The sequence below is a fragment of the Bacillus cereus group sp. BfR-BA-01347 genome (genome assembly GCF_022663835.1).
GTDB lineage: Bacteria > Bacillota > Bacilli > Bacillales > Bacillaceae_G > Bacillus_A > Bacillus_A thuringiensis_K.
Window position 1 is genome coordinate 47814 of the sequence record NZ_JAKUGG010000002.1, and the last position, 23865, is coordinate 71678.

Consider the following 23865-nt stretch of genomic DNA (forward strand, 5'->3'; position numbering starts at 1 on the left):
TGCAATTATTCCATAATAGTTACTTGACAAATATTTTGTTGCGCTTTTATTTCTTCAATTACTTCATCTGCTAATAATTCATCTGTTTCAATGACCATAAGTGCTCTTCTTCCTTTTTCTTTACGAGAAACACTCATTGTACTAATGTTAATCTCATGTTTCGCAAGGATTGAAGCTACCGCTGCAATAGCACCGAAGCGATCGTTATTTACAATAAGTAGTGCTGGGCTCGTGCCTGATAATTGAAGATCGAATCCGTTTAATTCTACAACTTCAATTTTACCGCCACCAATTGAGCAAGCAACAACTTCAATTTCATCTTCACCTTTATACAAACGAATTCTCGCTGTATTTGGGTGAGGTGCATTGGCATCTTCTTCAATGAATTCCACTTCAATTTCGCGCTCTTTTGCTATTTCTAGCGCCTCTGGAATACGTAAGTCATCTGTTTCAAATCCTAATATTCCACCGATTAGTGCTACATCCGTACCATGCCCTCGATACGTCTTTGCAAATGATCCATATAACGAAATGCTTACTCTTTCTGGTTCATGACGAAACAGCTGGCGAGCAACTTGCCCCATTCTTGCTGCGCCTGCTGTATGTGAACTTGATGGTCCAATCATAACTGGACCGATAATATCAAATACTGAGCGATACTTCATCATAACTCCCCCTAAACCTCTATGAAAAAAATTTATTCTACTATTCTATTAAGCTGCTACATCTGTCGCTTTTCCAGTTGTACCACGAATTTGTTCTGCTGTACGAATTGGATAGTTTTTGAATAAAAGTAATCCAATATAACCTGAAATAATACCAGTTATCATAATACATAAGAATCTTAGCATTATTTTCATTTAAAAATGATACAAGATAATCCACAATAAAGTCTGGTAGCAATCCAAAGTTTAACACAGAAGCCATTGCAAGCATAGCATAAACAAGTGATATAACCATTGCTAATGCAACTAAATTTGCACCCGCTATTCCGCCTATACTACCTGCTGATGTTCTGAACTCTTTTAAAGAGTGGTGTACCAATTAAATCTCCACCACCTTATTAATAAAAAGCTTCTACTAAGGAACTCGCAATAGATACACTTGCTAATCATATCGTTTAGCTAAAAAGTGAAAAAGACTTATGACAAATAATAGTAATATCTTTCCTATTATAATTCTCGTGTTACTCTCTCATGATTTAGTCAACTTCACTTGTTACGATAATGACTAAAATACATGTGACTTATCATAAATTATAATCTGCCCTCATTATAGCTTGTTTTTTATAAAACGCTTACTTTTGTTGAATTTTAAAAGTTCTGAATAAAAGTCCATTTCTGCTATTTGTATCACTTGTATGTCATCTGACTTATATAACAGTTTTTCTAAATAATCATTATTTCGTATTTTTATCCTATATATTCAAACCATCCTAATTTTCTGTATCATCCAAGTATAAGTATAAAATAATAACAGTTTTATTTTTAAATTTTTTTAAACATAAAAAAATGGTAACCCGCCGTTACCATTTTTTACGAAATTATCATTTTTCTACTGGGAATGATTTCAAATCTGTCGCTATTTCTGTATTAGAAAACAACTCTCTAGCCTCTTTCAATAATTCCTTATATGTATCTCCTTGATAGCGAGAACTAATGTGAGTTAATATTAGTCGCTTCGCATTTGCCTGAAGTGCAATGCTCGCAGCTTGCTTAGATGTAGAATGAAAATAATCATACGCTTGTTGCTCATCTTCTGCTGCGAAAGTCGCTTCATGGACAAGTACATCTGCATCTTGCGCAAGCTCCCTACTCGCTTCGCAATATCGCGTATCACCTAAGATAGTAATAATTCTTCCTTTTTGAGGTGGGCCGATAAACTCATTTCCATTTAATATCGTGCCATCCTCTAATTCAACTACTTCACCATCTTTTAAACGTTTAAAGATTGGACCTGGTTTCACACCCATCTCAAGCAACTTATCAACTAAAAGAGCACCTTGTATATCTTTCTCTACAATACGATATCCAAAGCATTCTATACCGTGTGACAATCTTTTCGTTTCTACATAAAATTCATTATCTTCAAATACGGTACCTTCTTCTGTTATCTCCACAACTTCAAGTGGATATTTCACATGTGTCGTACTTACCGATAATGCCACTTCAATAAATTGTTTAATTCCTTTCGGTCCATACACCGTTAAAGGCGTAGTTCCTCCTTGAAATGAACGGCTACCTAATAAACCAGGCAACCCAAAAATATGATCGCCATGTAAATGCGTAATAAATATTTTTTCAATGCGGCGCGGACGTACAGATGTATGTAATATTTGATGTTGCGTGGCCTCACCACAATCAAATAACCAAGTTTGTCCTCGTTCTTCTAACAATTGTAAAGCAATTGCTGAAACGTTCCTTCCTTTTGAAGGAACACCTGCACCAGTTCCTAAAAATACAAATTCCACTTTCTTTCCTCCAGCTCTAAATATACTCTATCTCTCATCTTACGGAATGTTATTTCAAATGGCAAATTGAATTTACATAACGAAACATCTAGACAACTATATAACACGAACGTTATACTTAAAAAATTTAGCTATCGTTCGTTTTTTGTGTTAAAATAATTATACTACATTTTAAGGGAGCGTTTTATTATGAAAGAAGTATTTCGTTTACAAACTGATTTTTCATCTTCATTTGATCGCTGGGTAAGTTCTTTCGTGTCTGATCACCCAGCACAATTAGAATGGACAACTTTAAAGGAATTAATCCATGAATATACAACATCACATACAAATGATACGTTACCAGCATATATTTCTTCAGCTTTAACATATTACGCCCAACGCGTTTCAACTACAAACAGTTCAGAGATTGTTATTTTTGAAAACCCTACAATCTCGTAATCTATAATAAAAAAAGCACTAGTTACAGTGCTTTTTTTATTTATACTTATTTAACAAATAATCATATTCCGTCCAAAAGTCGGTATACATACTTCGCTCAAACTCATTTGAAATTATCTTTTCACTTGATTTATTAAATAATTCTTTTGCTTGTAGTGCAAAAGAAACAATTTGTTTTCTATATTCATTTTCATTCAATTCTATATGAAGTCCTTCATAGTATATAGCCTTTTGATTAGTAGAAATAACTTTGACAAAGTCCTTTAAAATCACGTTTTCACCTATATGGTTTATAGTCCAATGAATTGAAATTGGGCATCCTAACATTAACATAGTGCCACATCCGTGCAAAATAAGCCCCTCTTCATTTTCAATATCACAAATATATTCTTTATCTAAAGTTCGTAACAAAGCTAAAGCTGATTCACTTATTCCCCATTCCTCATCCATACCTGTCTGCGTAATAATCGTTCCAGCCACATTTAAATATATTTCTCCATGAGAACATAAATCTTCCTGCTCATTAAACAACCATTTTTGATTTTCAATTAAAGATTTATTTTTTAATCAATCTTCTTTGACAGGGGAAGCACTTCCTGTAGAAAAATACGAACACTGCTACCATACAGAAAATAAGCATATCTTACCGAAAAACATGAAAAAAATTACAATCCACTCGATACGGAAAACCTTTGCTTCATGGGAACAAATATTGTAAGTGGTAGCGCAAAAGCTGTTGGCATCTCAACAAGTACCGATACGTATTTCCGCTCTTTAGCAAATAAGGTAATTGGAAAGCGTGTAGAAACAAGCTTTGATAAAGGTGTAAACAAAGTAAGCTGGCTCTTAATTACATTCATGCTTATTATGGCAATCGGGATTTATATTCCATTCTCATCACTTGGTGCCTGTATAATAGGAAAGGTGTCATGATTTTACTACTTCATGACACCTTCTACATAAACTTATTTTCTAACTTTTGTTGAAACGACTTCTCTTGCTTACGTAGTAGTTGACTACCTCGTTGTAAAATTGGTGTTCCATACTTATCATTAATTTGATCAATGACAGCAAGTAGTGGTTCTTTTTTCGCATCCTCTTCAAATGAAAACAAATCTAATTGTTTCACCGATTCTGTCTTCCACTCTATTTCAGTAGCTGTAACACCTAGTAAACGAACAGAATCACCATCCCAATGTTGCTTCCATAAACGGGATGCTGCTTGAAAAATATCACGTTCCTCCCAAATTGCATTTTTCAATTGCTTACTCCGTGTTACTGTTCGCCTATCATGGTATTTAATCATAATTTGAATATTATAGCTGACAAGGGTTCGCTTTTGTAATCTTTTACTCACTGATTTTGATAACCGTTCTAACATATCAAGTAATTCTTTCTCTTCATCCATATCCTTTGAAAAAGTCATCGAGTTACCGACACTTTTATGTTGGCCCATTTGACTCGGATCCACTTCCCTATCATCCGTACCTTTTGCACGCTTCTGTAAATCAATACCGTGCTTCCCAATTTTAGCGCGAATGATATGCTCGTCTCCCTTCGCTAATTGTTCAATTGTATGTATATGAATTTCATTTAATTTTTCAGCTGTTTTTTCTCCAATCCCATGCATTGCTTCAACTGGAAGTGGCCAAATCATTTCTGGAATATCACGTTTTCGAAGTACGGTAATACCGAGAGGTTTTTTCATATCAGAAGCTGTTTTTGCTAGGAAAAGATTTGGAGCGATTCCGATACTACACGGAAGCTGCAACTCTGTTAGTAGTGCTTGTTGAATCATCTTTGCTATTTCAAGAGGCGAACCAAGTGCGTAGCAATCTGTAATATCTAAATATCCTTCATCTATTGAGACTGGTTGTATCTTTTCTGTAAAACGAGAAATGACTTGAAACATTTGAAATGAAGCTTCGCGATATAATGTGAAATTAGGACGCCTTACAACTAATTGCGGGCATAACCTTTTCGCTTCCCAAAGGGGCATCGTCGTACGTATTCCGTATTCTCTCGCCTCATAACTACATGTTATAATAATTCCTTTTCTCTCTTTTTCATTTCCAGCAACCGCTAATGGCTTTCCTTGTAATGATGGATCATGAGCAATTTCAACAGATGCGAAAAAACAATTCATATCTACATGTAAAATTACACGACCATTTTTCGGATACATTTCTCGCATAGTACTCACTCCTAATCAGAACGTTCGTTCTTTTATTATATCAAATTTTGCACAATAGTTATAATAATTACTTGTTCTTTTTTATAGTCGATATAAAGAGGATATATAATAAAGTGAAAGTTTAATCAGCCCTCACCAATCGGGCCTTTACGGGCAGCAGGGCCCCACCTAACTTTTTTACTTTCGCTGAATTTTGAGGTAGGGGTGTTACTGCCCGGCAAATAGCGGGATAAACTCAACTATACATTCCTTTTTGTTATATTAATCATTGCAATTAATTATTTACTACTTCCCATTTTCAATATGAATACGTTAGGATTATTCCCTCGTCTAGTATATGTAGCAACAACGTATATACTTCCATAGGTTTTCTTATATTGGCTTATACGTTTTGTCAAAGCAATCGAGTCAAAATAAAAAGCGTGTAAATCACAATTGATTTACACGCTTTTTCTATTCCATTACTTCGCTACTTCTTCAATAATTGCAACAACTAATTCTGCTGTTTTTGCTAACTCTTCAACAGGAATCTTCTCGTTTGTTGTATGAATTTCTTCATAACCAACTGCTAAGTTAACTGTTGGGATACCATGTCCTGCAATTACGTTTGCATCACTTCCGCCACCACTTTGGTGAAGAGAAGGTGTACGACCAATTTTTTCAGCTGCACGTTTTGCGACTTCTACAACGTGATCGCCATCAGCAAATTTAAATCCTGGGTACATAACGTTTACTTCAACGTCTGCATGACCGCCCATTTCTTTTGCAGTTGTTTCAAATGCTTCTTTCATTTTCGCAACTTGTGCTTCCATTTTCTCATTGATTAAAGAACGAGCTTCTGCAAAGATTTGTACATGATCGCAAACGATATTCGTTTGTGTACCACCTTCAAAACGTCCAATATTTGCAGTCGTTTCAGAGTCAATGCGACCAAGTGGCATCTTCGCAATTGCTTTCGCTGCGATAGTAATTGCAGATACACCTTTCTCCGGCGCTACACCAGCGTGAGCTGTTTTCCCGCGAATAATTGCGTTCACTTTCGCTTGTGTTGGAGCTGCAACAACGATTTCACCAACTTTTCCATCGCTATCTAATGCGTAGCCATATTTCGCTGTAATACGCTCACGGTCTAATGCTTTTGCACCAACAAGACCTGATTCTTCTCCGACTGTAATAATAAATTCAATTTTACCATGAGGGATATTTTTCTCTTTTAAAACACGGATTGCTTCGAACATTGATGCTAATCCAGCTTTATCATCCGCACCTAAAATTGTTGTACCGTCTGATACGATATATCCATCTTTAATAGAAGGCTTAATTCCATTACCAGGAACTACTGTATCCATATGAGAAGTAAAGTAAATTGTATCAACACCCTCTTTTGTTGCTGGTAAAGTACAAATTAAGTTACCTGCACCATGACCAGTTACAGCCATTGTGTCATCTTCAAATACTTCTACACCTAAATCTGTAAATTTCTTCGTTAATACTGTGCAGATTTCTGCTTCAAATTTCGTTTCAGAATCTACTTGTACTAATTCCATAAATTCATTTACTAAACGTTCTTGATTAATCATAAGACTGCGCCTCCTGCACTACCATTATGTATGTAACACTATTAATTATAACAGAATTTCGCAAAAGTTTCGAAATACAAGACAAAAAACAGATGGTTTACATGTCTAGATAACCATCTGCTTTCTATTACTCATTTAATAATACCCAGCGCATATGATCTTCCCACACGCCATTTACCATTAACATCTTCCTAGACACGCCTTCATATTGAAAACCTATCTTCGTTACTACTTGTATAGATGCTAAATTACGAGGCATAATCGGAGCTTCTATACGATGTAACTGAAATTCCTCAAAAGCAACTTGAATCGCTTTTCTAAGTGCTTCTGTCGTATACCCTTTGTTTAACTCTGCTTTATCTAATTTATAACTGAGTACACAAGATTGATAAATGCCACGAACGATTAAATTAAATGAAATACACCCAATTATTTTCGTATCATCACCCTTTTTAAAAATCCATAGTCTGATGATTTTCCCTTCTTCGAACTCTTTTCTATCCTTTTGCAATTTTTTCTTTTGATAATCTAGCGTAAAAAAATCATCCGGTCTATACTCTTCCCAAGCTTTTAAAAATTCACGATTTCTGTCGTAATATTGAAGAACTGTTTCAGCATACGACTCATCAATTTCCCTTAAGTATAAACGATCTGTTTCGTATATTTTCATCATCGTATCTCCATTCTTCAGCTTGCTCAACTAAAAATTAACAATATACCCTTTAACTATATTCTCTATACACACTCAAATTTCCTGTTATATTTTGCAATCCCCTCCCGAATTTTGTCCTCACTCTCCTCTTGTCCATAATTTCATTTCTCGTTACAATGAAATTGTACTGATTTGCAAGGAGGTATAACGATGCATAAAAAAGCTCAAAAAATTATGGTTTATGTGATGCTAATTTCTATGCTTGTAACAACATTACTTGCTGGCGCGAGTATGTTTTGGTAAAAAGGGCGATGTGTTCGTCCTTTTTTTACTTTTTACACATGAAAAAATAAACCATCTCGACATCGAGATGGTTTATTTTATATAAAACACAATCGCTACAATACTAAAGGAAAATGACATTACAAGTGCTATTACAAAACTTGTATATTGTTTCTGCTGAAATGCCCCAATAACAAAAGTGAGATTAAGTAATGCCATACATACAATCGCTACAAGATAAGAACATATATTAAAAGTTGCCAATATGAATGTAATAACAAATAGAAATCCCATAAAAAACTGCATATATGAAAGTTTCGGATTCAAGTACATATGAGCAACCCCTTTATCTAATTTTATCTTTCTATACTCTCATTAACGCACGGTTATGTACACATGTCAAGACAACTTATTATAATAGAAAAAGCCAACCTTTTCGTTGGCTTTTTCATATGCAACGGCTCCTTTTTCTTTTGCCAATTGCTGAAATGATTTTTTCGATTTCACAATCCATACTTTCGTTCCAATTGGAATGCGATCAAACAAATATTCCACATCGTTTTTCTTCATTCTTATACACCCTTGTGAAATATACTTTCCAATTGAACTCGGTTGGTTTGTTCCATGTATTCCATATTTACTTCCATCAGTTCCTCTTGCATTAAATCCAATCCACCTTGACCCAAGTGGATTTTTTGGCGATCCACCTGGAATATCCTTCGCAATGTAATACGGATCCTTTGCTTTCATTACAACATCAAAAGTTCCTTCTGGAGTTAATTCATTCGTTTTCCCTGTCGCTACTGGAAAAACCTTTTGAATCTTTCCATCGTCAATGTAAGCTAATTTATTCGTTGCTTTATTTACAATAATAAAAGGATCTCCGGCACGTGGATTATCCCCAAGAGGCCAAATCGGCGATAAAGAAAGACATAATATGATAGAGAGAAGATACGGCATAGATAATTCCTACCTTCTATATAAGTTCTTTTATATTATCCTTTCCCTTAAAGCGACTTTTAATGAGTAAATATTGTTCCATTTCATACACAAGTTGAACAAGTTTCGCACGTATCTCAAATTCTTCGCGTGTAACTGGCAATGGCATGTCTCTAAATAATTCCCTCATTTCTTGAAGCTGCCTTAAGGAAATAACGCCAGTACTCTCAGGGCTAATAGCATTACCAATGTTTTCAACAACATCTGCAATCATGTCAGCTTGTTCATATGTCCACGATAAAGAAGCTGCTAGTGGTATCATTCGCTCTAAAATTTCGAATTGTTGCATGCGCATATTAAAATAACGATAGTAATAATCATCTTCTCGCATAAATGCATTCTCAAGTTTTTTAAACGATAAATCCCTTGCTTCATTTAACATATTCTCGGTTTCAATGAGTTCTGCTCCACTCCAACTACTTTCTCGATTTCGTAAATACACAACCATTTCAAACAAAATCGTTTTAAAATTACTCTCTATTTTATCCTGATACTCTTTTAGCTTATTTTCACTACTCGGCATATACATATTTACTAATAACGCCACGCTAATCCCTATCGTTAATATAGCAATTTCATTTCCAACTATAAGCCATGTAATTTGCTTCAATGAATATAGATGCATAACAATAACTGAACTCGTGACAATACCTTCTTGAATTTTAAGCATTACTGCAGTCGGAATAAATGTAAGTAACAATATGCTAATTGCAAGTGGTGTATAGCCTATCGTTTCAAAAATACAAAACGCGAATACCATTGATAATACACACGCTAGAAAACGATGTAACGACACTTGAAGCGATTTGCGCTTCGTATTTTGTACACATAAAATAACTAAAATACCTGCTGAACTATAAAATTCTAACCCTAATAACTGAGCAATAAAAACTGCCGCGCCTGTCCCTATTGCTGTTTTTACTGTACGATATCCAATTTTAAACATATCATTACTCCTATATGTATAAACGTATTTACAGCTAGTATAAAAAAAGGATGACACAATGTCATCCTTTTCTACTTATTATTCACATAACCTTTTCATATTACAATATTTTTTGTAAAAATTGTTGCGCACGTTCACTTTTCGGCGCTGCAAAAAATTCTTCTGGCGCACTATCTTCTACAAGCTTTCCTCCGTCCAAGAAAAGAACACGATCTGCCACTTCTTTTGCAAAACCCATTTCATGTGTAACGATAGCCATCGTCATTCCTGTCGTAACTAACGATTTCATAACTTCTAACACTTCTTTCACCATCTCTGGATCTAGCGCCGATGTCGGTTCATCAAATAACATAACTTCCGGTTCCATTGCTAACGCTCTTGCAATTGCTACACGTTGCTTTTGTCCTCCCGAAAGACGATTTGGATACGTATCTTTTTTATCTACTAATCCAACCTTTTCTAAAAGTTTCTCAGCTTTCTTTTCAGCTTCTTGCTTCGTTACCCCTCTTACATTGATAGGAGCATACGTAATATTTTCTAATACAGTCATATGAGGAAATAAGTGAAAATGCTGAAATACCATACCGACATTTTCACGAACATGCATAACATTCGTTTTCGGATTGGTTACTTCTTCCGTTCCAATCCAAATGTGACCATCCGTTGGTGCTTCTAACATATTCATACAACGTAAAAATGTTGATTTTCCTGATCCAGAAGGTCCTATAATTGCAACTACTTCCCCTTTTTCAATCGTTGTTGTAATTCCTTTTAATACTTCGTTTTTACCAAATGATTTATGAAGGTTTTCAATTTTAATCACTTTTCTTCATTCTCCCTTCAATTGCCTTCCCGACTAATGTAAGAATAATGACTAACATATAATAAATCAGTCCAACAAAAAGTAATGGTTCAAGATATTTAAATGTCTCACCGCCTACAATGTAAGCACGACGCATTAAATCAGTCGCGCCTATTACTGTTACTACAGCCGATTCTTTCGTAAGTGTCGCAAATTCATTCACAAGCGCTGGTAATATATTTTTTAATGCTTGAGGGAAAATAATATTTCTCATCATTTTTCCGTATGGTATCCCTAAAGCCATTGCTGCTTCTGTTTGTCCTTTATCAACCGCTTGAATACCAGCACGAATTACTTCTGACATGTATGCACCTGAATTCAAGCTAAACGCAAGTACAGCTGCTAAGAATGCTGGTATTTCATAACCAATTATTTGTGGGACGCCGAAATAAATAATCATTAATTGCAATACAAGTGGTGTACCACGAAAAATTGATGTATAAAAATCTGCTGCTATATTTAATGCTCGTATTCTAACAATTTTACAAAGTGCTAATAGCGTTCCTAAAATAAATCCTGCTAAAGCTGATACCGCTACAATTTTCAAAGTAACTTCTAAACCTTTTAGTATATATGGTATCGAAGGCGTAATCGCCGAAAAATCTAAATTCATTCTTTTCATTCCCCTCACAGAAAAGTGAAAGGCAGCTTATTTTCCGCTGCCAAACCATTTCTTCACTAATTTATCCATTTCTCCATTTTCTTGCATTTTTTTAATTACTTTATTAAATTCAGCTGTTTTATCACTGTTTTTCGGAAGGGCAATTGCTGCTCCAACTTCTTCTGGTGCTTCTTTAATTTCAATTCCTTGTAAATCTTTCATTTTCTCTAAATAATTTTTAGCAACTGTGTCTTCTATAATTGCAGCCTCAAAACGACCAGCTTTAATTTCTTGTACGATTTCTGGTATACGGTCACGTCCCTCAACTTGGAAATCTACTTGTTTTTTAAATTCGGCTGCTTTCTCTTCTTGAATAGACCCTGTTTGTACTCCTACTTTTTTCCCTTTTAAATCCTCTACAGATTTAATGTTAGAATCCTTTTTAGAAACGACCATATTTTTCGCAACAAAATAAATATCTGTAAAATCAACGTTATTTTTACGCTCTGCAGTTGGCGTCATGCCTGCCATTACGAAATCAACTTTTCCTGAACTAAGAGATGCTAATAAACCACCAAAATCCATATCTTTCACTTTCACTTCATACCCAAGTTCTTTTCCGATATATTTAGCAACATCAACATCAAAACCAATAATTTCATCACTTTTTGAAGCTTCCACGTATTCATATGGTTTATAATCCGCTGAAGTCCCCATTACGAGTACTTTCTTATTTCCTTTTGTTTCTTTCGACTCCCCATTACTACAAGCGCTGAATATACTTACAATTAAAATAAGTGCAAACGATATTGATACTAACTTCTTCATCTTTCTTCCCCCTAATAATGTATATTTAAAAGTTTAATAGAATATTTATTCGATGTTTGTATTGTATCAGCACTTTTATTTTTATGCAATATATAAAATAAAAATAAATAAAACAGCAATACAAACGATGTTTATTATGTATAAAAAATGCATAAAACAACATAACTATGCATATCTCAGAAATTTTAATAATAAATAAAAAAGCGGCACATCCACTTGATTGTGGATGTGCCGCTTTTTCTCTTATTTTTTATAGTTCTTCACAATTCTCTTCGAAATACGATTGTAGTTTCGCAATAACTTGCATCGGTTCATGACCTTCAATTTCATGACGCTCTACCATCGTTACAATTTTTCCATCTTTTAATAAAGCAAATGATGGAGAAGAAGGTGGGTACCCTTCGAAATATTCACGCGCTCTTGCTGTCGCTTCTTTATCTTGACCTGCAAACACCGTTACAAGGTGGTTAGGACGTTTATCATAATGTACGGAATGCGCAGCAGCAGGACGAGCAATACCACCTGCACAACCACATACAGAGTTTACCATTACAAGTGTTGTTCCATTTCTTTTAAATGCTTCTTCTACCGCTTCTGGCGTCGTCAATTCTGTATATCCAGCAGAGACAATCTCTTCACGCGCTTGGCGGACAACATCATTCATAAAAAAGTTAAAATTAATCACTCTTTTCCCTCCTCTAAAACTACCTATTTGTATCTTACCAGTTAATGTTTATGAAATACAAGTAAGTTTACTTGTATTTAAGTATAGAAAAGGTGTTAGAGCTCTTGCTCTAACACCTTTTCTTTAATGACCACGATGTTTTTGCTTTACTTTTTGTACTTTAATTAAACGTCTTCTTTCTTTTTCAGCTTCTCGCTTCTCTTTAGACTGCACTTTCTTTTCTTGCTTATGCAATTCATAAGATAAACTAATCGCCTCTTGCGCCTTAGTAAAACGTTTAATAGTTGTTTCTTTTGCTGCTTGTCGTATGATACGCTTTATGTTTTTAGGACGCTGTTTTTCATTAACTTCTACACCACATTTTGCAAAGTGCTGAAAATGCTCTAAAATTGAACCATTCACAAACATAAGCACTTCTTCATCTGACGGTTCCGCTCCAAAAATATACCTCGCTCCATACAATTTCCCTTTTTCTTTACATGTAATAATTCCAACAAAAAATTGACCATCGTGATATACTGTCAAATCCATTGACAGCCCCTCCTTTAAAAGATTAGAAATACGGGACATCCCGGAGGGGAAGGTTACTGACATGAAATCATGCGTCTGGACTACCAACCAGAGCTGTGTTTTTGTATTTCTTTCACTATTATTATATCTTTTTTTCCATAATCTTCATATATTCAGCAATCATTTTTTTATGCGATCCTACAATATAGTCAGGTAGTTCTGTTAGTGAAAAGAATTTAAGCTGAACTGCTTCTTCTTTATTCATAACAAAATCCCCTTCGTATTCATCCGTATAATAGGCGGTTGTTACAGATTGAAATTCATCACCGTTTGCTAATTTTGTAAAGTAGTTCGCTCCAGAAAATACATTGATTAGTCGCAAATTCTTCACTTTTATTCCTGTCTCTTCATATACTTCACGATAAGCTGTTTCTTCTGGTGATTCACTAAGCTCCATTAGCCCGCCAGGTAGCCCCCATTTTCCGTACGGCTCTGTCCGCTGCTGTAATAAAACATATCCATTTTCATTTATAACGAGTACAACAGCACCAACTAAAATTAAAGGGCGATGACCAACTATTTTTCGTAATTCTTCTACATATCCCACCGTATCGCCTCCTTTTTCGTTGTCCACACTATTGTATCATATGTACGAAACGACAAAATGCGTATATCTTTCATTTTTTTAACAAAATATTTATTTTATGTGATTCATCTATTGTAGCTAACATGATAGATTCGACTTCTGTACTCTCCTCTAGCAATTCTCTCGCCCACGCTTCTGTTTTTCCTAATAATGCAAGAACATCTTTCTGTATCCTCCCATCCTTTACTAATACAAAAGAAACTGGAGATTTTTTTCCCGCCACTTTAAGATCAAGCCGCGAAACTGCTTCATATTTTGGATACCGAAATATAGAAACGACACCGTTTGCTTCCCATAATGCTAATTTAATCGTTTGAATATCGCTCACATTTCGCATACGAAGTTCCGAAAATAAATATTCCGCCGTAATTCTCGCCTTTTTCAAATTGCTACAATCAATGGAACCATTATGTATAAGAATAATCGGTGCAGGCTTTAAAAACCGTCTCCATCTATCCCATTTCAACATTAAAATAGAGCTTACAATATGAAGTACAACTAGTATACAAATTGTACTCATTGAACCAAGTAATCCGACCTTTTCATCAAAAACTGCATTAGAAATATTCCCGCCAAGTAATAACACTAATACAACATCTAAAAAACGAAGTTGTGCGATAGACCTTTGCCCATCGCTTTCGCAACTAATATTAAAAATATGTATGCTATAATAGCCCGAATAACCCATTCACTATTAGAAAGATGCCGTGCTCCTTCAAAAATATGCATATGCATCACTTTGCACTCCTTACCCGTCTCAAACTGCTATCCTGTTTAGTTTGCAACGTTTATGAGCATATATGTAAAAAAGCTGGTTCGTTTAAAAACGAACCAGTTTTTTTTACTTAACTGAAAACATATATTTTTTATAAGTTTTCCGTACCGATAGTATAAGCCCCATCATAATCATATTCGAGAATAAGGAACTTCCCCCATACGATAAGAAAGGTAATGCAATACCTTTTACAGGCATTAATCCAACAATCATACCGATGTTTTGGAATATTTGAACTGTTAATATACCGATCGATCCAGCGCATAATAATGTACCAAATAAATTATCAGCGGAATAACCAATAATAATTGTTCGATATAGTAGTAATAGGAACAAGAAGACAACTAAGGCTGCTACGATAAATCCACCTTCTTCGGCAATTGTAGCGAAAATAAAGTCAGTATGCTTCTCTGGGATATAGACGCTTCCTCCCCCAAACCCTTTGCCTTCCATTCCTCCACTACCTACAGCTAAAATCGATTGCTGTGTTTGATAACCTTGATCTGCATTTTCAAATGGATTTAACCAACCTACAATACGCGACTGTTGGTGAGGTTTTAGTAAAGTAACTAACTTATTATAGAAAAAATCTGGATACTTAAAGAAAATAAATATTAATGTAGATAATATGGTCACCGGAATAACTGTACATAATGCTATCAATTTTTTTTGAATACCTGACATAAATAAAATACATGCAATAGCAGCAGCATATAAGAACACCATACCTGTATCCGGTTGGCTATATACAACAGCCATAGGAGGAAGAGAAACTAGCATAATTTTACCTACTAATTTTAAATCCGTTTGGAATGTCCTTGCCATATACTGCGCATTATGTTTCACAGCTATGCTTGCTACTACAAGAAGCAATGCAATTTTGAAAAACTCAGACGGCTGAATTTGTCCAAGTACTGGAAAAACGAACCATCTTTTTGCACCTAATTTTTCAGGTGTGAAGGTGGAAACCGGTAGTATTTTCAAAAGAATAAGTGAACCAAACCCGGCAATATAAAGTGGCCAAGACAATTTTTGCAATTGATCTAAGTCGATGCTTGCAACAAGAAGTAACAATACAATCCCAATTATGTAGTTAACACCTTGTTTCATAGCAAAGTTTGCAGCTCCATACTGTCCCGTTTGCTGACTGCTATATATAGCAGCTATACTCGTCACACATAGTGCACACAAAATTAAAATTAATTTTACATCTAAACTTTTTAGAAACTCGGTACTTCTTTTCATGACATCCTCCTGAAACATTGTTACGGCAAAAATAAAAAACCAGGAGTCAACATTCTTCATGTTTTGACGACTGATTACACATTATCTATAAAACACTTATATAGAATAACTCTCTTTTTCATACAATACAATATATTATACTACAGTTTCATCAGTAAGATTTGCCAAAAAAATTATTCTTTTCTTATTTTATATCCATATACCATATATCAGCAATGTATTTTCGTAAATTCCTAATACATAATCGTTTATTGTAAGATTACTGGGAAAGATATTTATACATATAGTAGGATGTAGATGAAGAAATAAGATAATAAAAAGCTCGCATAAGCGAGCTTTTTATCATCTTCGGCAAGAAGGTAGGCTGAACTCTTTTGTTTCGCTCATAATAATTTTCAAGGCGAATGTTTGTTTCTTTTTTTCTTACGATATCATGTAGATAAGGAGGGAATAGATTGTAAGACAACGAAATTAGATAATGATTATCATTCCGCTACTTGATCCAAAAGGAATTACGATGAAGACCATGTTCGCATGTTGTTTCATTTCGTTTCAAATATTGATTTGTCAAAAGTAATGAACTCTCTAAGAAAGGTGGTGAAAGAAATGGCTAGAAAGAAAGCAGTGAAAGTATTACGGAAACAAAAGAAAAGAGAAAAGATGCAACGATTCACGCAGAAACAGAATATCGGACGAACTATCCTGACTGCAAAAGAATTTCGTTTACTTGAGCGTATGTCGCATAGTTCAAAAGCTTTGCGAAATGTTGGCTTGTACACGATGAAACAAAGTTACTTAAACAATAACAGGATGGCTACTGTAAAAGAAGTGGATACTGCCATGCAAGCCGATATGAACTACTCGGGCGTTCAATCAAACTCTGTTCAAGCGATTCGTAGAGCCTTATTTACAGAAGTGAAGAGCTTTTTTAAAGCAATGGAACAGTGGAAGAAACATCCTGACAAGTTCACAGGTCGTCCTAAGTTTCCGAATTATTCTCGTTCCACTGACAAACGAATCATCGAAATCTATAAAGCTCCAAAAGTGGATGATAATGGGTATTGGATAATTCCGATGAATGTGGCATTCAGAAAAAAATTCGGTTCCATTAAAATACGTATGCCAAAAAATTTAAGACATAAAAAAATCTCCTACATTGAGATTGTACCGAAGCAAAAAGGTCGGTTCTTTGAGGTGCATTATACATATGAAATGCACGTTTCTCAAATGAAGAAACCATCCACGACTACGAGTAACGCTTTGAGTTGCGATTTAGGTGTAGATAGATTAGTAAGTTGCGTAACCAATACAGGTGACGCCTTCTTAATTGATGGGAAAAAATTAAAATCTATAAATCAATACTTCAACAAAACGATACGTAATCTACAACAGAAAAATATGGAGAATGGACTTTCAAAACGAGTTGTAACGAATAAAATCGCTGCACTTTGGCATAACCGAGAAAAACAAATAAATGGTTACATTTCACAAGCGGTAGGCCTGTTGTTCAAAAAAGTGAAAGAATTCGATATAGATACGATTGTTGTAGGGTATAACGCTGGTTGGAAACAAAAATCTCATATGGGGAAACAGAATAATCAAAAGTTTGTTCAAATCCCATTTCATAAACTGATTGCAGCGATTGAGAATAAATGTATAAAAGAAGGCATTCGATTTTTAAAACAAGAAGAAAGCTATACTTCAAAAGCTAGTTTTCTTGATAAAGATCCGGTTCCAGTTTGGTCTAAGGATGATAGGACGCAGTATCGCTTTAGTGGCAAACGAATTACTCGCGGTCTGTACCAAAGTAAAGCAGGAACATGTATCCATGCTGATATTAATGGTGCGTTGAATACATTGAAAAAATCAAAAATTGTAGAATTGGATGAAAATCTGAAAGTGAAAACGCCGATTCTATTAGAAGTGCAAAAACGTAAGGCTGTTACTTCGCGCATAGCTTAGTGGGTGCGTCAACCATCCATGTGTACTTGACTTGTCGGGGCTTGTAGCACACGCCGGATTCATCTGAGCGGTGGCTTCTTCCATAGGGAAGAACTTCTCTTTTTCGAAAGAGTGGTGCAAGTGGGAAAACAATCGTTCGTTGTCAGTACCGACCAAAAATATACTTGGGGTGTTACCATAAGGTGACATGAATGCTAGAGCGTCAAACTGTCTAGCGATAGCCGAAAAGACCTAGCGTTCAAACTCAAGCCCCCACTGAAATGCTTCATCTCAGTGGGGGTAGTTGACTAATATACAGATGTATTATTTTCTGACATGTTTTCTAAAATTTCTTTAACACGTCCTAAGAACTTACCACAAATTAAACCATCAAGTACTCGGTGATCAAGTGATAAACATAAGTTAACCATGTCACGGGCACCGAACATACCGTTATCCATAATTACTGGGCGTTTTACAATTGATTCAACTTGTAAAATAGCCGCTTGTGGGTAATTAATAATACCCATAGATTGAACAGAGCCGAATGATCCTGTGTTATTAATTGTAAATGTTCCACCTTGCATTTCGTCCGCTTTTAACGATTTCGTACGTACTTTTCCTGCAAGTTCTGTAATTTCACGAGCGATACCTTTAATTGTTTTCTCGTCCGCTTGCTTAATTACTGGTACAAATAGTTCTTCCTCTGTTGCAACAGCGATAGAAAGGTTAATATCTTTCTTCTGAACAATTTTATCGCCAGCCCACATTGAATTAATTTGAGGATACTCTTTTAACGCTTGTGCTACTGCTTTTACGAAGAAAGCAAAGAACGTTAAGTTAAAGCCTTCACGCTTCTTAAATTCACCTTTAATTGAGTTACGGTATGACACAAGGTTTGTCACATCTACTTCAATCATCATCCAAGCATGTGGTGCTTCGTGTTTACTACGTAACATGTTTGCTGCGATTGCTTTACGCACACCTGTTACTGGAATTTCGATATCTCCAGGCATTGTAGGTACAGAAACTGGTTTCGCAGCTTCTACTTTTTGCGCTACTGGTGCTGCTTTTGGTGCTTCTGGGTGAGCTTCTACTACTGCCGCTACAGCTTCCTCTTTCTTCGCCGCACCTGCTTGTGGAATCTTTCCAGATTCCACTAGCTTTAAAATATCTTTACGAGTGATACGGCCGTTTGCTCCCGTACCTTCTACTAAATCTAAATCAACGTTATGCTCACCCGCAAGTTTTAACACAGCTGGTGAAAAACGTGGTTTTCCATCAGTTGGTTGTTTTACTTTCGGTGCTTTTTCAGACGTAGCTACTTCTGCATTTGGTTCTTCTTTTGTTTTTTCCTCAACAGCTGTTGCTGCTACTTCATCTGCGCCTTCTACTTGAATCACACAAACTACTTCACCTACAGCTAACGTATCACCTTCACCAGCGATTAACTCTTTCACAATACCCGTGAAAGAAGATGGTACTTCAGCATTTACTTTATCAGTCATTACTTCTGCAAGCGGATCATACTTGTTTACGTGATCGCCAACATTAACGAGCCATTTACTAATTGTGCCCTCTGTAACGCTCTCCCCGAGCTGAGGCATTGTAATATTTTCTACAGCCATGTATAGTCCCCCCGATTAAAATTCCGCAAGTTCACGCATTGCTTTTTCAACTTTATCTGGATTTACCATAAAGAATTTTTCCATTGTTGGTGCATATGGCATTGCTGGAACGTCTGGACCTGCAAGACGTGCGATTGGCGCATCTAAATCAAATAGACAGTTTTCAGCAATAATTGCTGCCACTTCACTCATAATGCTTCCTTCTTTATTGTCTTCTGTTACAAGAAGAACTTTACCTGTTTTAGAAGCTGCTTCAATGATTGCTTCTTTATCTAATGGATATACAGTACGTAAATCAAGAATGTGTGCAGAGATGCCATCTTGTGCTAACTTTTCAGCCGCTTGAAGAGCAAAATGAACACATAATCCGTACGTGATAACTGTAATATCATCACCTTCACGTTTTACATCTGCTTTTCCGATTGGTAATACGTAGTCATCCTCCGGCACTTCACCTTTAATTAAACGATATGCACGTTTATGTTCGAAGAATAATACTGGATCTTCATCACGAATGGCTGCTTTTAATAAGCCTTTTGCATCATATGGTGTAGAAGGGATAACGATTTTTAAACCTGGTTGGTTTGCAAACATCGCTTCTACAGATTGTGAATGATACAATGCACCGTGAACACCCCCGCCAAATGGTGCACGAATTGTAACTGGACAAGTCCAATCATTATTAGAACGATAACGAATTTTTGCTGCCTCAGAAACAATTTGGTTTACTGCTGGCATGATGAAATCAGCAAACTGCATTTCAGCGATTGGACGCATACCATACATTGCCGCACCAATTGCTACCCCAGCAATTGCAGATTCTGCAAGCGGTGCATCAAGCGCACGATCTTCACCAAATTGATCATACAAACCGTGTGTCGCTTTAAACACACCACCTTTTTTACCAACATCTTCTCCTAAAACGAATACTTTCTCATCGCGTTCCATTTCTTCGCGCATTGCTAATGTAATAGCATCAATATAAGACATTACAGCCATGAAACGTTCCCCCCTATTCTGCGTATACGTGCTTCAATGCATCTTCAGGTGCTGCATACGGAGCATTTTCTGCATATTCTGTTGCTTCATTTACGATATGCATAATTTCGTCTAACATTTGTTTTTCCGATTCCTCAGTTAACACACCAGCTTCTTTTAAATAAGCCGCGAATGTTATAATTGAATCTTTTTTCTTTGCTTCTTCTACTTCTTCTTTATCACGATAAACACGATCATCATCGTCACTAGAATGTGCTGTTAAACGATATGATACTGTTTCAATTAAAGTTGGGCCTTCACCACGACGACCGCGATCTGCTGCTTCTTTTACAGCTTTATATACTGCAAGCGGATCGTTTCCGTCTATTGTATATCCAGGCATACCATAACCAATCGCACGATCTGATACGTTTTTACATGCTAATTGTTTTTCAACTGGAATAGAGATTGCATATTTGTTATTTTCACACATAAAAATAACAGGTAGTTTGTGTACACCAGCAAAGTTTGCCCCCTCATGGAAGTCACCTTGGTTTGAAGAACCTTCTCCAAATGTAACGAACGTTACTAAATCTTTCTTCTCCATTTTTCCAGCTAGTGCAATACCGACTGCATGTGGTACTTGCGTTGTTACTGGAGATGAACCTGTAACAATACGATTTTTCTTTTGACCGAAGTGACCAGGCATTTGACGACCACCAGAGTTTGGATCTCCAGCTTTCGCGAAAGCAGACAACATAAGCTCTTTAGCTGTCATACCAAATGCTAGTACAACACCCATATCACGGTAGTATGGTAATGCATAATCTTTCTCTCTATCAAGAGCGAACGCCGCTCCAACTTGTGCAGCCTCTTGTCCTTGACAAGAAATTACGAATGGAATTTTACCAGCGCGGTTTAATAACCACATACGTTCGTCGATTTTACGTGCAAGTAACATCGTACGGAACATTTCTAATACTTGCTCATCACTTAAGCCAAGCTCTTCATGGCGCTTTTCTTTTACTTCTGCCATTTTTCATAACCTCCTAAATCCACATTTTTATGCGTGTAACGCTCTTCCATCTACAGCAAGTGCTGCTTCACCAATCGCCTCAGATAATGATGGATGCGGATGAATTGTATGTGCTACTTCCCAAGGTGTTGCATCAAGTACTCTTGCAAGACCAGCTTCAGAAATCATATCTGTTACATGCGGTCCGATCATATGAACACCAAGAATGTCATTTGTCTCTTCATCAACTACAAGTTTTACGAAACCATCTGATTCTCCGTATACAAGTGCTTTTCCGATTGCGCGGAATGAGAACTTACCTACTTTTAACTTATAGCCTTTTTCTTTCGCTTCTTGTTCTGTTAAACCGACAGAAGCAACTTCTGGACTGCTATATACGCATTTTGATACCATAGAGTAATCAATTGGTGTAACTTCTTTCCCTGCAATATGTTCTACTGCAGCAATTCCTTCATGAGAAGCAACGTGAGCAAGTTGCAGGCCACCGATTACATCTCCAATTGCGTAAATATGTGATTCTTTCGTTTGATAAAACTCATTTGTTTGAATGTATCCTTTTTCCACAACGATATCTGTGTTCTCTAAGCCAATATTTTGCGTATTCGCTTGTCTTCCTACAGATACAAGCATTTTTTCTGCTTTAAATTCTTTATTTTCACCGTTGTGTTCAGCTTGGATTGTTACTCCATTATCTTTTACCAATGTTTCTGGTAATACTTTTGCACCAGTTACTACTTTAATACCTTTTTTCTTGAATAGACGTTGCATTTCTTTTGAGACGTCTTGATCTTCTAGTGGTAATATCGTTTTCGCATACTCTAATACTGTAACTTCTACACCGAAGTCAGCAAGCATAGATGCCCACTCAATACCGATTACACCGCCACCAACAATAATAATCGAACTAGGAAGCGTTTCCATTTTTAGAGCATGATCTGAAGACATTACGTACTCTCCGTCTAATTCTAAACCTGGTAATGAATTTGGACGAGAACCTGTTGCAATAAGTACATTTTTTGGAATTAACATTTCATTCTCTTCTCCACTTGCAAGTTCAACTGAAATTGTCCCTGGCATCGGAGAGAAAATAGATGGGCCAAGAATACGGCCAATACCTTCAAACACATCAATTTTACCTTGTTTCATTAAGTGTTGAACGCCTTTATGAAGCTGCGTTACAATCTTCTCTTTACGCTCTTGTACTTTCGCAAAGTTTAGTTCTACATTGCTTGCAATAACTCCGAACTCTTCGCTTTTTTTAGCAGTTGCATATACTTCCGCACTACGTAAAAGAGCTTTACTAGGGATACATCCTTTGTGTAAACAAGTACCACCAAGATTTTCTTTTTCGACTAGTGCAGTTTTTAACCCTAGTTGTGATGCACGAATTGCAGCAACATATCCACCAGTACCGCCGCCAACGATGACTAAATCATATTCTTTTGCCATTATCTCAACCCCTAGCTACCGTTTCTTTTTCACGTACAACGTATTCTTTTGGAGCTTCTTCTTCACGTAATACACGAAGTGCTCCTTCTGCTAACGCTTCTAACTCATCTTCGCCTGGATGTACAATAACATCTGCAATCCAGTCCACTCGCTCTTTTATTTCATCGACAAGAATTTTACTGTATGCCAGTCCACCAGTTAATACGATTGCATCGATTTTCCCGTGAAGTACAGCGCTAGCTCCGCCAATCTCTTTTGCAACTTGATATGCCATTGCTTTATAAATAAGAGTTGCTTCAGGATCACCTTTTTCAACCATTTTCTCTACTTTAATCGCATCATTTGTACCGATTAAACTTACAAGTCCACCTTGTCCGACAAGCTTTTTAATCATTTCATCTCGGTAATACTCACCAGAGAAACACATTTCTACTAGTTGCCCTACTGGTACTGTACCAGCACGCTCTGGACTAAATGGTCCTTCTCCGTTTAAACCGTTATTCACATCGATTACTCTTCCTTTTTTATGAGCACCAACTGTAATACCACCGCCCATATGTGTAACTAATAAATTTAAATCCTCATATTTGTGGTTTAACTGTTCGGCTACTTTACGAGCAACTGCTTTTTGATTTAATGCATGGAAGATACTTTTACGTTCCATACCAGCAATACCACTTATACGAGCAACTGGCTCCATCTCATCTACAACGACAGGATCCACAATAAATGCAGGAATGTTTAATCCAGAAGCAATTTCATATGCTAAAATGCCTCCAAGGTTTGAAGCGTGATGACCGCTAAACCCATTTTTTAAATCTTCTAACATCGCATCGTTTACTGTATACGTACCGCCTTCGATTGGACGAAGTAATCCACCACGTCCACAAACAGCGTTTAATTTTGAAATGTTAATACCATGAGAATGTAGAACTTCTAAAATCGTTTCTTTTCGAAACTCATATTGGTCGATAATTCGCTTGTATTTCCCAATCTGTTCTACGTCATGACGAATCGTTTCTTCTAAAACGGGTCTTTCATTATCAAAAACACCAATTTTTGTGGATGTACTACCTGGGTTAATAACAAGAATTCGATTTACAGACAATGTTGCTAC

24 protein-coding genes and 2 pseudogenes are annotated in these 23865 nt (G+C 36.1%); 4 read left to right on the forward strand and 22 right to left on the reverse strand.

What is annotated here, in order from left to right; translation table 11 throughout:
- Positions 1–5 precede the first annotated feature (5 nt).
- Both sdaAB and rnz read right to left on the reverse strand, forming a co-directional pair.
- Positions 6–665 carry an L-serine ammonia-lyase, iron-sulfur-dependent subunit beta gene (sdaAB, locus tag MR143_RS03475; protein WP_000877445.1) on the reverse strand — a complete coding sequence of 220 codons (660 nt, stop codon included), beginning with the start codon at positions 663–665 and terminating at the stop codon, positions 6–8.
- Between the two features lie 881 nt (positions 666–1546).
- Complete coding sequence (gene rnz / locus MR143_RS03485; protein WP_000397455.1) at positions 1547–2470, reverse strand: ribonuclease Z; 924 nt, start codon at positions 2468–2470, stop codon at positions 1547–1549.
- 189 nt (positions 2471–2659) lie between these two features.
- On the opposite strand from rnz, the gene MR143_RS03490 reads away from it, so the two are divergent.
- Positions 2660–2911 carry a DUF3932 family protein gene (locus MR143_RS03490; protein WP_000665709.1) on the forward strand — a complete coding sequence of 84 codons (252 nt, stop codon included), beginning with the start codon at positions 2660–2662 and terminating at the stop codon, positions 2909–2911.
- 36 nt (positions 2912–2947) lie between these two features.
- Here the strand turns inward: MR143_RS03490 and MR143_RS03495 are convergent, their stop codons facing one another.
- Positions 2948–3460: a hypothetical protein gene (locus tag MR143_RS03495; RefSeq protein ID WP_033690062.1), complete on the reverse strand. Its 513-nt coding sequence runs from the start codon at positions 3458–3460 to the stop codon at positions 2948–2950.
- Between MR143_RS03495 and MR143_RS03500 the strand changes: the two are divergent.
- Positions 3456–3784: pseudogene (locus MR143_RS03500) on the forward strand (P-type ATPase actuator domain-containing protein); the annotation flags it as partial. The gene MR143_RS03495 and the pseudogene MR143_RS03500 overlap by 5 nt on opposite strands.
- 82 nt (positions 3785–3866) lie before the next feature.
- Here MR143_RS03500 and MR143_RS03505 read toward each other — a convergent pair.
- The 3 genes from MR143_RS03505 to MR143_RS03515 all read right to left on the reverse strand — a co-directional run bounded on the left by MR143_RS03505 (position 3867) and on the right by MR143_RS03515 (position 7358).
- Complete coding sequence (locus MR143_RS03505; RefSeq protein WP_001208853.1) at positions 3867–5105, reverse strand: DNA polymerase IV; 1239 nt, start codon at positions 5103–5105, stop codon at positions 3867–3869.
- 461 nt (positions 5106–5566) lie between these two features.
- Complete coding sequence (locus tag MR143_RS03510) at positions 5567–6685, reverse strand: tripeptidase T (RefSeq protein ID WP_000609824.1); 1119 nt, start codon at positions 6683–6685, stop codon at positions 5567–5569.
- A gap of 127 nt (positions 6686–6812) precedes the next feature.
- On the reverse strand, positions 6813–7358 hold the full coding sequence (locus tag MR143_RS03515) for a GNAT family N-acetyltransferase (RefSeq protein ID WP_033672813.1): 546 nt from the start codon (positions 7356–7358) through the stop codon (positions 6813–6815).
- 189 nt (positions 7359–7547) lie between these two features.
- Between MR143_RS03515 and prli42 the strand changes: the two genes are divergently transcribed.
- Positions 7548–7640, forward strand: a complete 93-nt coding sequence (gene prli42 / locus MR143_RS03520; RefSeq protein WP_000549037.1) for a stressosome-associated protein Prli42 — start codon at positions 7548–7550, stop codon at positions 7638–7640.
- Between the two features lie 72 nt (positions 7641–7712).
- Here prli42 and MR143_RS03525 read toward each other — a convergent pair whose 3' ends face one another.
- The 11 genes and pseudogenes from MR143_RS03525 to MR143_RS03575 form a co-directional block, all read right to left on the reverse strand.
- Positions 7713–7952 (reverse strand): DUF3894 domain-containing protein, encoded by a 240-nt coding sequence (locus MR143_RS03525; protein WP_000281167.1) that lies wholly within the window; start codon positions 7950–7952, stop codon positions 7713–7715.
- 66 nt (positions 7953–8018) lie between these two features.
- On the reverse strand, positions 8019–8579 hold the full coding sequence (locus MR143_RS03530) for a L,D-transpeptidase (RefSeq protein ID WP_001146566.1): 561 nt from the start codon (positions 8577–8579) through the stop codon (positions 8019–8021).
- Between the two features lie 16 nt (positions 8580–8595).
- A complete protein-coding gene (locus MR143_RS03535) occupies positions 8596–9564 on the reverse strand; it encodes an aromatic acid exporter family protein (RefSeq protein ID WP_000472672.1) in 969 nt (322 codons plus the stop codon).
- Positions 9565–9664: 100 nt separating this feature from the next.
- Positions 9665–10387: an amino acid ABC transporter ATP-binding protein gene (locus MR143_RS03540; RefSeq protein ID WP_000590204.1), complete on the reverse strand. Its 723-nt coding sequence runs from the start codon at positions 10385–10387 to the stop codon at positions 9665–9667.
- A complete protein-coding gene (locus MR143_RS03545) occupies positions 10380–11039 on the reverse strand; it encodes an amino acid ABC transporter permease (protein WP_001046920.1) in 660 nt (219 codons plus the stop codon). Before MR143_RS03545 ends, MR143_RS03540 begins: the two co-directional genes overlap by 8 nt.
- 36 nt (positions 11040–11075) lie before the next feature.
- Positions 11076–11855 carry a transporter substrate-binding domain-containing protein gene (locus tag MR143_RS03550; protein WP_000737679.1) on the reverse strand — a complete coding sequence of 260 codons (780 nt, stop codon included), beginning with the start codon at positions 11853–11855 and terminating at the stop codon, positions 11076–11078.
- 250 nt (positions 11856–12105) lie between these two features.
- Positions 12106–12519 (reverse strand): BrxA/BrxB family bacilliredoxin, encoded by a 414-nt coding sequence (locus MR143_RS03555; protein WP_001979317.1) that lies wholly within the window; start codon positions 12517–12519, stop codon positions 12106–12108.
- 144 nt (positions 12520–12663) lie between these two features.
- The gene (locus MR143_RS03560; RefSeq protein ID WP_000366583.1) at positions 12664–13071 is read right to left on the reverse strand and encodes a YjdF family protein; all 408 of its coding nucleotides are present in this window, start codon (positions 13069–13071) and stop codon (positions 12664–12666) included.
- A 121-nt stretch (positions 13072–13192) separates the two neighbouring features.
- Positions 13193–13657 carry an NUDIX hydrolase gene (locus MR143_RS03565; RefSeq protein ID WP_000542550.1) on the reverse strand — a complete coding sequence of 155 codons (465 nt, stop codon included), beginning with the start codon at positions 13655–13657 and terminating at the stop codon, positions 13193–13195.
- 70 nt (positions 13658–13727) lie between these two features.
- Positions 13728–14431, reverse strand: a pseudogene (locus MR143_RS03570) (DUF421 domain-containing protein).
- A 106-nt stretch (positions 14432–14537) separates the two neighbouring features.
- Positions 14538–15716 (reverse strand): FtsW/RodA/SpoVE family cell cycle protein, encoded by a 1179-nt coding sequence (locus MR143_RS03575; RefSeq protein ID WP_000831178.1) that lies wholly within the window; start codon positions 15714–15716, stop codon positions 14538–14540.
- A 606-nt stretch (positions 15717–16322) separates the two neighbouring features.
- Between MR143_RS03575 and MR143_RS03580 the strand changes: the two genes are divergently transcribed.
- A complete protein-coding gene (locus MR143_RS03580; protein ID WP_000101438.1) occupies positions 16323–17678 on the forward strand; it encodes an RNA-guided endonuclease TnpB family protein in 1356 nt (451 codons plus the stop codon).
- A gap of 287 nt (positions 17679–17965) precedes the next feature.
- Here the strand turns inward: MR143_RS03580 and MR143_RS03585 are convergent, their stop codons facing one another.
- The 5 genes from MR143_RS03585 to buk are packed head-to-tail and all read right to left on the reverse strand — an operon-like array spanning position 17966 to position 23856.
- The gene (locus tag MR143_RS03585; RefSeq protein WP_242280616.1) at positions 17966–19285 is read right to left on the reverse strand and encodes a dihydrolipoamide acetyltransferase family protein; all 1320 of its coding nucleotides are present in this window, start codon (positions 19283–19285) and stop codon (positions 17966–17968) included.
- 15 nt (positions 19286–19300) lie between these two features.
- Positions 19301–20284 carry a 3-methyl-2-oxobutanoate dehydrogenase subunit beta gene (gene bfmBAB, locus MR143_RS03590; protein ID WP_000290071.1) on the reverse strand — a complete coding sequence of 328 codons (984 nt, stop codon included), beginning with the start codon at positions 20282–20284 and terminating at the stop codon, positions 19301–19303.
- 13 nt (positions 20285–20297) lie between these two features.
- Positions 20298–21299 carry a 3-methyl-2-oxobutanoate dehydrogenase subunit alpha gene (gene bfmBAA / locus MR143_RS03595; RefSeq protein ID WP_000852551.1) on the reverse strand — a complete coding sequence of 334 codons (1002 nt, stop codon included), beginning with the start codon at positions 21297–21299 and terminating at the stop codon, positions 20298–20300.
- A gap of 27 nt (positions 21300–21326) precedes the next feature.
- Positions 21327–22748 carry a dihydrolipoyl dehydrogenase gene (gene lpdA, locus MR143_RS03600; protein ID WP_001051289.1) on the reverse strand — a complete coding sequence of 474 codons (1422 nt, stop codon included), beginning with the start codon at positions 22746–22748 and terminating at the stop codon, positions 21327–21329.
- Positions 22749–22752: 4 nt separating this feature from the next.
- A complete protein-coding gene (buk, locus tag MR143_RS03605; protein WP_000115780.1) occupies positions 22753–23856 on the reverse strand; it encodes a butyrate kinase in 1104 nt (367 codons plus the stop codon).
- Positions 23857–23865 lie beyond the last annotated feature (9 nt).

Bases quoted from the DNA above. Each gene is read 5' to 3' on its own strand.
- MR143_RS03505 (WP_001208853.1), bottom strand. From the start codon at position 5,105: ATGCGAGAAATGTATCCGAAAAATGGTCGTGTAATTTTACATGTAGAT.
- prli42 (WP_000549037.1), top strand. From the start codon at position 7,548: ATGCATAAAAAAGCTCAAAAAATTATGGTTTATGTGATGCTAATTTCT.
- MR143_RS03585 (WP_242280616.1), bottom strand. From the start codon at position 19,285: ATGGCTGTAGAAAATATTACAATGCCTCAGCTCGGGGAGAGCGTTACA.
- MR143_RS03490 (WP_000665709.1), top strand. From the start codon at position 2,660: ATGAAAGAAGTATTTCGTTTACAAACTGATTTTTCATCTTCATTTGAT.
- MR143_RS03575 (WP_000831178.1), bottom strand. From the start codon at position 15,716: ATGAAAAGAAGTACCGAGTTTCTAAAAAGTTTAGATGTAAAATTAATT.
- MR143_RS03550 (WP_000737679.1), bottom strand. From the start codon at position 11,855: ATGAAGAAGTTAGTATCAATATCGTTTGCACTTATTTTAATTGTAAGT.
- sdaAB (WP_000877445.1), bottom strand. From the start codon at position 665: ATGAAGTATCGCTCAGTATTTGATATTATCGGTCCAGTTATGATTGGA.
- MR143_RS03555 (WP_001979317.1), bottom strand. From the start codon at position 12,519: ATGAATGATGTTGTCCGCCAAGCGCGTGAAGAGATTGTCTCTGCTGGA.
- bfmBAA (WP_000852551.1), bottom strand. From the start codon at position 21,299: ATGGCAGAAGTAAAAGAAAAGCGCCATGAAGAGCTTGGCTTAAGTGAT.
- MR143_RS03560 (WP_000366583.1), bottom strand. From the start codon at position 13,071: ATGGATTTGACAGTATATCACGATGGTCAATTTTTTGTTGGAATTATT.
- bfmBAB (WP_000290071.1), bottom strand. From the start codon at position 20,284: ATGGCTGTAATGTCTTATATTGATGCTATTACATTAGCAATGCGCGAA.
- MR143_RS03580 (WP_000101438.1), top strand. From the start codon at position 16,323: ATGGCTAGAAAGAAAGCAGTGAAAGTATTACGGAAACAAAAGAAAAGA.
- MR143_RS03545 (WP_001046920.1), bottom strand. From the start codon at position 11,039: ATGAATTTAGATTTTTCGGCGATTACGCCTTCGATACCATATATACTA.
- MR143_RS03530 (WP_001146566.1), bottom strand. From the start codon at position 8,579: ATGCCGTATCTTCTCTCTATCATATTATGTCTTTCTTTATCGCCGATT.
- MR143_RS03525 (WP_000281167.1), bottom strand. From the start codon at position 7,952: ATGTACTTGAATCCGAAACTTTCATATATGCAGTTTTTTATGGGATTT.
- MR143_RS03535 (WP_000472672.1), bottom strand. From the start codon at position 9,564: ATGTTTAAAATTGGATATCGTACAGTAAAAACAGCAATAGGGACAGGC.
- MR143_RS03510 (WP_000609824.1), bottom strand. From the start codon at position 6,685: ATGATTAATCAAGAACGTTTAGTAAATGAATTTATGGAATTAGTACAA.
- lpdA (WP_001051289.1), bottom strand. From the start codon at position 22,748: ATGGCAAAAGAATATGATTTAGTCATCGTTGGCGGCGGTACTGGTGGA.
- MR143_RS03515 (WP_033672813.1), bottom strand. From the start codon at position 7,358: ATGATGAAAATATACGAAACAGATCGTTTATACTTAAGGGAAATTGAT.